Annotated in this window: 5 protein-coding genes; 1 reads left to right on the top strand and 4 read right to left on the bottom strand. The window is 34.5% G+C overall.

The genetic code is table 11. The annotated features are described in order from the left end of the window. The 3 genes from AC3DU7_RS07305 to AC3DU7_RS07315 all read right to left on the bottom strand — a co-directional run. Window positions 1–1,525 (bottom strand): helicase C-terminal domain-containing protein (locus AC3DU7_RS07305; RefSeq protein WP_488038691.1); only part of this gene is annotated, 1,525 nt, incomplete at its 3' end. Window positions 1,526–1,530: 5 nt separating this feature from the next. Next, window positions 1,531–3,048 carry a pentapeptide repeat-containing protein gene (locus tag AC3DU7_RS07310; protein ID WP_488038692.1) on the bottom strand — a complete coding sequence of 506 codons (1,518 nt, stop codon included), beginning with the start codon at window positions 3,046–3,048 and terminating at the stop codon, window positions 1,531–1,533. A 1,652-nt stretch (window positions 3,049–4,700) separates the two neighbouring features. After that, a complete protein-coding gene (locus AC3DU7_RS07315) occupies window positions 4,701–6,260 on the bottom strand; it encodes a pentapeptide repeat-containing protein (RefSeq protein ID WP_488038693.1) in 1,560 nt (519 codons plus the stop codon). Between the two features lie 36 nt (window positions 6,261–6,296). On the opposite strand from AC3DU7_RS07315, the gene AC3DU7_RS07320 reads away from it, so the two are divergent. Beyond that, window positions 6,297–7,133: a prephenate/arogenate dehydrogenase gene (locus tag AC3DU7_RS07320; protein ID WP_488038699.1), complete on the top strand. Its 837-nt coding sequence runs from the start codon at window positions 6,297–6,299 to the stop codon at window positions 7,131–7,133. 310 nt (window positions 7,134–7,443) lie between these two features. Here the strand turns inward: AC3DU7_RS07320 and AC3DU7_RS07325 are convergent, their stop codons facing one another. Continuing rightward, window positions 7,444–8,478: an AI-2E family transporter gene (locus AC3DU7_RS07325; RefSeq protein ID WP_488038694.1), complete on the bottom strand. Its 1,035-nt coding sequence runs from the start codon at window positions 8,476–8,478 to the stop codon at window positions 7,444–7,446. Between the last annotated feature and the right edge of the window lie 146 nt (window positions 8,479–8,624).

An 8,624-nucleotide genomic window follows, 5' to 3' on the forward strand; every position in this document is an offset into this window, starting at 1 on the left:
TAGTATCTAAGTAATCAATCTTAGCAAAAGGACTAAGAGCTGCTAAAACTTGCTTGCCATAACTACGACGAATTACACGACTATCCAGCAAAGCAACAACACCTTGAGACTCTCTAACAGAAGCAATAGAACGTTGCAATTCCTGTAATGCCTTTGGCAAAAGATATAATCTAAACCAATCTAAACCCTGTTGCTTATAAAAATTTACTCGTCCAGATACTAAGGGACTTTCCAAAGATGGGAGAGGTAAAGTAGCAATTATCAATAATTTAGGTGCTTTTAATTCCTTTTGATACTTTTGCCAAAACTCCCAGCCAGTAATCAAAATGCCTTGTACTCCAGGAGAATTTGTTTCTACTTGAACTCGGGAACCAAATTCAGAGGCCAAGATAGCACCCACTTGAGCTTTCAGTGGTACATCTCCAATGACGATCGCTATTAATCCATCAATAGCACTAGAACTGATATACAATAAAGTCCTAATTTCTTGAATTAATGCTTCCTGAAATTTAGGTGTATTTGGCATGGGCAAACCATTGGGCAGATATAGTTGAATCATCTCACTGTGGCGATCGGGAGAAAATTTCACGCAAGTCAAGTCCCCTAACCCCATCATCTTTCTATAATTAGAAGCTTGGGCCTCTAAATCTAATGCGCCTCCAATAATTACTACAGGTTGTTGAGTCCATATATCTTTTAGAGCTTCAGATAAATCACAAGGAGTGCAGTGTAAAGAAAACGATCCTCTCTGGCGATGAATTTCTGCCCACCTTAATTGTCCATGGCTTTGCCACTTCACCCAAAAATCATGATTCAGATGATTACTATGTAATTCCTTGCTTCTTGAGGCCAATGATAAACGTTCGATTAGATTTTGTAAAATCTGCTCCTCATCTTGTTCAATTAAATAGCAACTGTAGGGGTTTGCTGGATGTTGAAAGAGGGATCGTGTTAAATTTATCCTAGCTTCACGAATAAAGTCAGCTTGATCGGAGTAAACTTGCATCAGTTGATTCCAGTCAGCAGATAAAAAACTGGTAGTTAAATAATTTTGAACCCAAGTTTCTAGCTCATCTGCCCAATCTATAATTGTAGGAGTACCTGGAGAGAACTGCTCATTTTCCCATTTGTTCATTAACCAAGCTTCAGGAGTTATCAGGAGTAGTCCATTAAAGTCAGATTCTTGTTGTGTATAGGTTTGGATTACTTTATTGGGCAGTGGTGAGCTAGTGTATGAATTATTTGCAAGTAACTTAGGAATTTCTACCGTAAGTAAATGTTCCTGTACTGACTGAGGAGCAACTAATATTGTTTTTTGAGGCCACATTAATATTGGTAGTAGGTAGCTTAACTGATATTGTTGATTATGACTACCTGGTGGAGACCCTGTTTGAATCAAAGCACTACGTCCCAATCGCAAGGCCCTCGCTACTAAACGTGCCATCGTCAAATTATGAGGCCAGTGAGGTTGATTTTGCGATCGCAGAAAATTAAGCAGGGATCTATGGACTTCTACTTCGATCACAAACTTTAACCCATATAATAAAAGCTGTTGATAAAATCAACCACCTTACTTTCAGGAGGCAAAGCAAATGTTTGTTCTCTTATATCTTGACAGTTTTTTTTATCAAAGTCTGGATTACTACTCAATACTAAACTCTGACTGCTAGAATTATTTAAAATCAACTGAGTAGGACTGGAAAAAAAAGCCATTTTGCCTCTAACAGAGTCGGTAATTGTTTGAATTCGCTGATTTTTTTTGACAAGCTGTTCCATTTTTATTTCTAATTCTAATATCTTGGTATTCATTTCTTGTAAAGGAATATTTTTAACAATTTCTATCACATTAGTTTGAGCTTTTTTAGCATCAGCGAAAGGAAAAATCACAATAAATGCTAGCAAAAATAAGAGTTCATCACTGTCTGCTCTAAAATTCAAAATAGTTTTTCGGTAGCTAACTTCAATACTGGGAGGACGAGTAACACAATCATAATCCTTACCTAAATGATAGTAAGTTGTAGCGAGAGCTACATTAGCTTTGAGATCTAAAGGTGAATCAACAATAATTTGAACAGTTGGAGATTGTTGGCTAAAAAATCTCTTAGATTCTGCTGATGATTTAAAATAATATACTTGGCTATTATCTCCATTGGGGCTAGTATCAATCCATTCACAAACAATTTCATCAGCTTTAATATTTAATCTAGGAACTTCATAAAGTTTTGCTCCGGTCAAAATTGCCCCTGATAAATCTACTCCCACTAAATCAGCTCTAATCAGATTGGCTTCAGTTAAATCAGCATGAACTAGACTAGCATTAGTTAATTTTGTATTAGTTAAATTTGCTTTATGAAGATTGGCCCCACTCAGCTTAACATTACTCAGGTTAGCATTAGTTAAGTCAGCTCCGTTAAGAGTAGCCCATCTCAGATTAGCTCCATTAAACTTAGCATTCCGGAGATTAGCCATACTTAAGTTAGCCTGTCTTAATTCAGCATTGGTAAGATCGGCTCCTTGTAAATTTGCTTTTGTTAGATCGGCACTATGCAGAATAGCTTGTTCCAGATGAGTTCCTTGTATTGTGGCCACTCGAAGATTTGCGCCGCTAAGGTTAGCTTGCTTAAAGTTTGCTTCTGTCAGGATAGCTTCTCTCATATCAGCACCGCTGAGATTAGCTCTGTTGAGATTAGCTAGAGTCATATCTATTCTGACTAATTCTCCTCTAACTAATGTAGCTCTAACTAATGTAGCTTCCCTCAGATTAGTTCGGACTAGATTGGCCACATTTAAAGTAGCTTGGTTCAATTTTGCCTTGTTGAGATTAGCATTACTAAGGCGAGCTACATTGAGATTAGCTTTACTAAAATTTGATTCACTAAGATTAGCACCACTAAGATTAGAGACAAATAAGATAGCATTACTGAAATTACTTTGACTTAAGTTCATCTTACTGAGGTTAACTTCTGTCAGGTTTATGTCAGTAAAATTTCTTTCCCCTTGTGCATATCTTTTGAGTAATTCGTATCTTCTGAGTATTTCTTCTGGCATCTGTTGTTGATTAAGTTAAGTTGACTAAATATATAATTATTTAATATGATTTTTTATCTAAGGTTAGTTATTTGTGCAAAATAAAAGTAGGTAATCTAATCAAGTTAACTGTTAGACTTAAAGTCAATATTAATTTTCGGGATATAGTAGTCTTAAGTAATTTGTAAAAAATCTAGGAAGAGAAAATAAATAGAACAGCCTTTTCCCTTATTTCAAAATATTTTATACCAAATTGATAAATATTTGCTACAAGTAGATAGGGTTTTTCTTAGGAGTCACTGAGTCATAATGAATAGCTTCAGTACCAGTTTTTAGTTCATAAATGATCTTTCTTGTCAAATAGACATCTTTTGCATGTTTCTTTTGAACTGAATGCACTTATTATTTGTAACATTATTTTTGTAAAAATGCTATTATACAAAATTCAAATTAACACTACTACATTAATCATAAAGATACAAAATATTTCATTGAACTAAGACTTACCAGTGGCATGCAATATGTAAGACCACAAAATTTTTATTGTTAATTTTTTGACTTCATATAATCGTAATTTTCTGTATTTATATTAACTTTGGCATTGAAGATGAAATTTGATGCCTAATTTTCTTTTTAACTCTACTATGCTATAATATGTTGCAATTAGGTGAAGTACAAAATTCAAAACTTTAGGGGATAGGAAAAAACTATAAATATCTTTTTATAAAATCCTGCTTTCTATGACAATATTTTAGTCAATCTAAATTCATTGTATTGTATTGTATACAAGTTTTATATTATACTGACATAACAAATATTTTATTCTGGTATTGTTACCTTAAATAAAAGTATAACAAACCACTCTTAAAGAATAAAATTTAAAATTTTAGATAATCATTATGATTAAAGATATTGTCTTAAGAAAGTCAATGTACAAGCAAAGATTAAGGCAGCATATTTGCTTAATCTTCAGTATATTCCGTGAGTTACCCAGGAAAGTTAAGATTTTGGTTAGCTACTCATAATTCTTGCCACCTAACCAATCCTAAACCAAGATTTATAGTTGTTTAACTTAAGGATGAGACACTTTTTTAATTCAAACTATTTCACCATCAGAAACTTTTGTCTCAATCTAAACTGAAATGACAATGACATTCCCCTGACAAACAATCTCCAATAATTAAAAATAAAATTAATTATCATACTCTTATTCATTAATTATTTCCACCTACTCTGCACGGACTTGTATGCAAAGTCCCTACTCCCTAATCCCTCTTTTAGAAGAGACATATAGAAGCCCTAACCGTATCTTTGCTAATGTTGGGTTTTTAGGCCAAGAAGTGAGGATATTGATATTTAATTACTATAGATAGATATCTCCAACAATCAAAAATCATGCTCTTTTATTGCACTGTTATTCATCAATTCTTTCCCCCTACTCCCTACTCCCTACTCCCTACTCCCTCTTTTAAAAGAGACATATATAGCAATCCTAAATAGGTTGCGGGTAATCAAAAAGTAAATAAAAAAACTGAAACTCTCACCTGTTCCCTATTCCCTGTTCCCTCTCTTGGTAATCATTTCGCAAGCGAGCTGACGGCGACGCAGGGTCTGACCGCTGTTCCCTAAAAAGCAGTAAGATTTTTGACACGAATAAAATAGGATTGCTATATCTAATTTTCAAAGTTATAAAAACCATCTAGGAAATCCATAACTGTATTTATAGAATATGACTCTGTTTGAGGTACTTGAATAATAGTTTCTGCTCCATTATTTTTACCAAATTTATTAATTATTCGCTTACCAAATGTAGGATGATGGTAAACATTAAAATTTTGAGCGCTTGAATTCAGGAGAGTTACTTTTGTTGGTATCTGAAAAAACTTAATTCCGTTGCAAAATCTCAGTAATTCCTTATCTTTATTAATTTGATTAACTTGTTCAATAGATTCATTTAAAACTGTAATGAGCTGCTGGATTTTTTTAGCCGTTTGAGGAGTTAAATAGTCTGGATCTTGAGAATTAAGCATTTTCATAATATTGCTAATTTTCTCTTGAGTTTTAGCAGCATCATTAAAAGCAACAATAGCAGCATAAGCAGTAGCAAATAATTTCTTGTCGCTTTTCATTTGAAACGAGATTATTGTTCGACAAGAGTTAATCTGTATAGAAGGTGGTTGGTTTAACTCTGGTAAATACTTACTAATTTGATAATATGTTGCTGCTAGAGCATAATGGCTAGAACTATCTAAAGGAGCATCAACAATAATTTTTACTTTAGGAAGAGTTTCGTGAAAGAAACTTGTTATTTTTTCAGCATTGAGATAATGGACTTTACTTCTATCCCCATTAGCGCTCAAATCAAACCATTCACAGATTGCTGCTTCTGTTTTAATTCCTAAGCGAGAAGCACCATAAATTTTTGCACCTGTTAAAGTCGCACCGGTTAAGTCTGCTCCAATCCAATCTACTTCAATTAAACAAGAATTTGATAAATCAGCATGAACTAAGCTAGTATTTAAGAGATTAGCCTGGGACAAATCAGCTCTACTTAAGTCGGCACCACTTAGCTTGGCATCACTAACATTAGCCCACTTGAGATTAGCTCCAACCAGACTAGCCCAACGTAAATTAGCTCCACTTAAATCAGCTCCATTCAAGTTAGCACCAGTCAAATTAGTTTGTCTCAATTCAGCACCACTAAGGTCAGCGCCACTAAGGTCAGCACCACTAAGGTCTACTCCTTGCAGATTAGTTTCTATTAAATTAGCTCCTGTCAGAGAAGCAAAGCGCAGGTTAGACCCCTTTAAGTTAGCACCACTAAGATTCGTTTTTCTGAGGGTGGCTTCTACCAGACTTGCTCCACTTAAATCAGCAAAAGATAGATTAGCTTCACTTAATTCTGCTCTAATTAGCTCTGCTCTGATCAATTTGGCACCAACTAATTGAGCTTTTTTCAGATTAACTAAAACTAGATTGGCTACATTAAGATCGGCATCATTTAAGTTAGTGCCACTAAGATGAGCGCCGTTAAGTTTAGTAATATTAAGTTTAGCTTTACTAAGATTAGTGTCAGTTAAATTTGCGCCACTGAGGTTAGCAACACTGAGATTTACTCCGCTAAGGTTTGCACCACTGAGATTAATACCGCTAAGATTGGCCTCAAAAAGATTGAAGTCAGTAAAGTCTCTTTCACCAGCAGCATATTTTTTTTGAAGTTCTTCGATTATCATTAGGGCGCACCCTGGTATGGTCCCCATTTAATTATGATTAATATAGGTATTGTTGGATTAGGTTTAATCGGTGGTTCAATTGGATTAGATTTAAGAACCCTAGGTTATCGTGTTCTTGGGGTATCTCGTCGAGAACAAACTTGTCAAAAGGCACTCGCTCTTGGGGCTGTTGATGAGGCCAGTTTGGATCTATCTTTACTATCTATTGCTGATGTAGTGTTTATTTGTACTCCCATAGCTGTTATCATTCCTACTTTAGAAGAGCTGATTCCTTTTCTTTCTCCGGCTACAATTGTAACTGATGTCGGCTCAGTTAAGGTACCTATTGTGGAAGCTGTTTTCCACCTTTGGCCGAATTTTGTAGGTGGACACCCCATGGCGGGCAAGGCAGAAAATGGAATTGAGGTGGCTCAGTTGGATTTATTTCAAAATAGGCCCTATATTTTAACCCCTACGGAAAATACTCCCCTAGAGTCTATAGAGAAAGTTGAGGCAATAGCTAGGAAGCTCAAGAGTAAAGTTTACTTCTGCGATCCTCACGAACACGACCGAGCTGTTGCTTGGATTTCTCATTTGCCTGTGATGGCCAGTGCTAGTTTGATTCTTGCTTGTATGAGCGAGACGAACCCTATAGTTTTCAAGTTAGCACAAGATTTTGCTAGTTCTGGATTCCGTGATACAAGCCGTGTGGGAGGGGGTAATCCCGAATTAGGACTAATGATGGCCAAGTATAATCATGGAGAGGTGTTACGATCGCTCTATTCTTTTCGCGAACAAATTGACCAGCTTATTCAACACATTGAACAAGAAGATTGGCAAACTTTGGAAGAAAAGTTAAACTCTACAGAGCAGAATAGAAAACTATTTTTATAGTAGAAGGAAGAAGGAAGAGGGTAGAAGGAAAAATCTTACTTTTTCTGATAGAATATCTCCATGAAGTTGAACTTAATATAGAGATAAAAATAGTTAGTTTAATAAGGTATGAACAGCAATTATTAAGGGCATTGTTGCAGAGAAATAGTATGAATTTTAAGGTAAGAATTTCCTGCATAATGCGAGAGCATTATGCTTTTTAATGAAGTAAAAATCAGTTTAACCTATACTACCTCCTCTATAATTCCTATTTCTCCTGACTCCTGACTCCTGACTCCTACCCTCACCCATAAGACTTTTTCAGTAAACCCTAATTAAATTCTGAATAGTAGCGGAGATAATTAACAGTATTTTTGACAAAACCTGCTATGGGAACAGCAATTAATAAACCCAAAACTCCCCATACTTGTGCCCCCACTAATAAACTGACTAAAATCCAGACAGGATTAAGACCAGTGAAGCTTCCTAGTATTCTAGGAGCAACAAAGTTTTCAATTGCTTGTTCGATTAAAACTATCACAATTAATACCTTTATACCTAGCCAAAAATTTTCTAAAGTTATCAATAAACTTACGAGAGTTACACCTAAAGCTGTACCAAAAGGAATTAAAGTCATTAAACCAATTCCGATGCCAAATAATAAACCAAAAGGAGCTCCTAAAAATAATAAACCGATGGTCATAGCTACACCCATGAAACAAGCTAATGTAGCTTGGCCAATAAAGTAATTTTGAAAATTTTGTCTTAATGATTTGCGTACATAAACTTCTAGATGATTAGGCAACCAATTAAATATTCCATCCCACAAGCGATCGCCATGCAACATTAAATAAAAAGTAATAATGATGGCGATCAAAATATCAAAAATTCTGCCTAATGTATTAACAATAAAACTAATAATGTCTCCTGTAATATCCTGCAATTGAGAAGATAAACTTTCTGTAAATCTATTTGCCCAAAGGGTTAAGTTAATCGGTAATTTACGTTTATATGCCCATTGGTCAAATGATTCTAGTTGTTGATTGCCTGATGCGAGCCAACTAGGAAATTTTTCAATAAATCCGGTAAGTTGTTCTAGTAGTAGGGGAATTAGAATAACCCCTAAAACTAATATAATTACTAATGCTACTAAGAATACTAAAATAACTGCTCTGGGGCGTTTTACTTTATTTTTTTGCAAAAAAATAACTGGGTAATCTAACAAAAAGGAGAGTAAAGTTGCAGAGACTGCTATTGTAATTATCCGACCAAAATATTGAAATATTTGTAATAAAGCCCAACCATTTATAACAATTATTGGTAATGCTAAGAACCAAAATAATCTTTTATTTAGTAAATTAAGCATAAATTAGCTTGCAGGTTTAATTTTTAGTTATTTTCTCTTCCATAGATTAATAGATTAACTTAAAAATGATAATTTTTTGTGGAAAAGGTGTTGATATTTAATTATCAAATAAATGATATAGCGGTTTTCATATTCATCAGATACAA

It is taken from the genome of Okeania sp. (assembly GCF_983059655.1).

What these genes read in the sequence shown, in the direction of transcription:
- AC3DU7_RS07310 (WP_488038692.1), bottom strand. Translation starts at nt 3,048, where the DNA reads ATGCCAGAAGAAATACTCAGAAGATACGAATTACTCAAAAGATATGCA.
- AC3DU7_RS07315 (WP_488038693.1), bottom strand. Translation starts at nt 6,260, where the DNA reads ATGATAATCGAAGAACTTCAAAAAAAATATGCTGCTGGTGAAAGAGAC.
- AC3DU7_RS07325 (WP_488038694.1), bottom strand. Translation starts at nt 8,478, where the DNA reads ATGCTTAATTTACTAAATAAAAGATTATTTTGGTTCTTAGCATTACCA.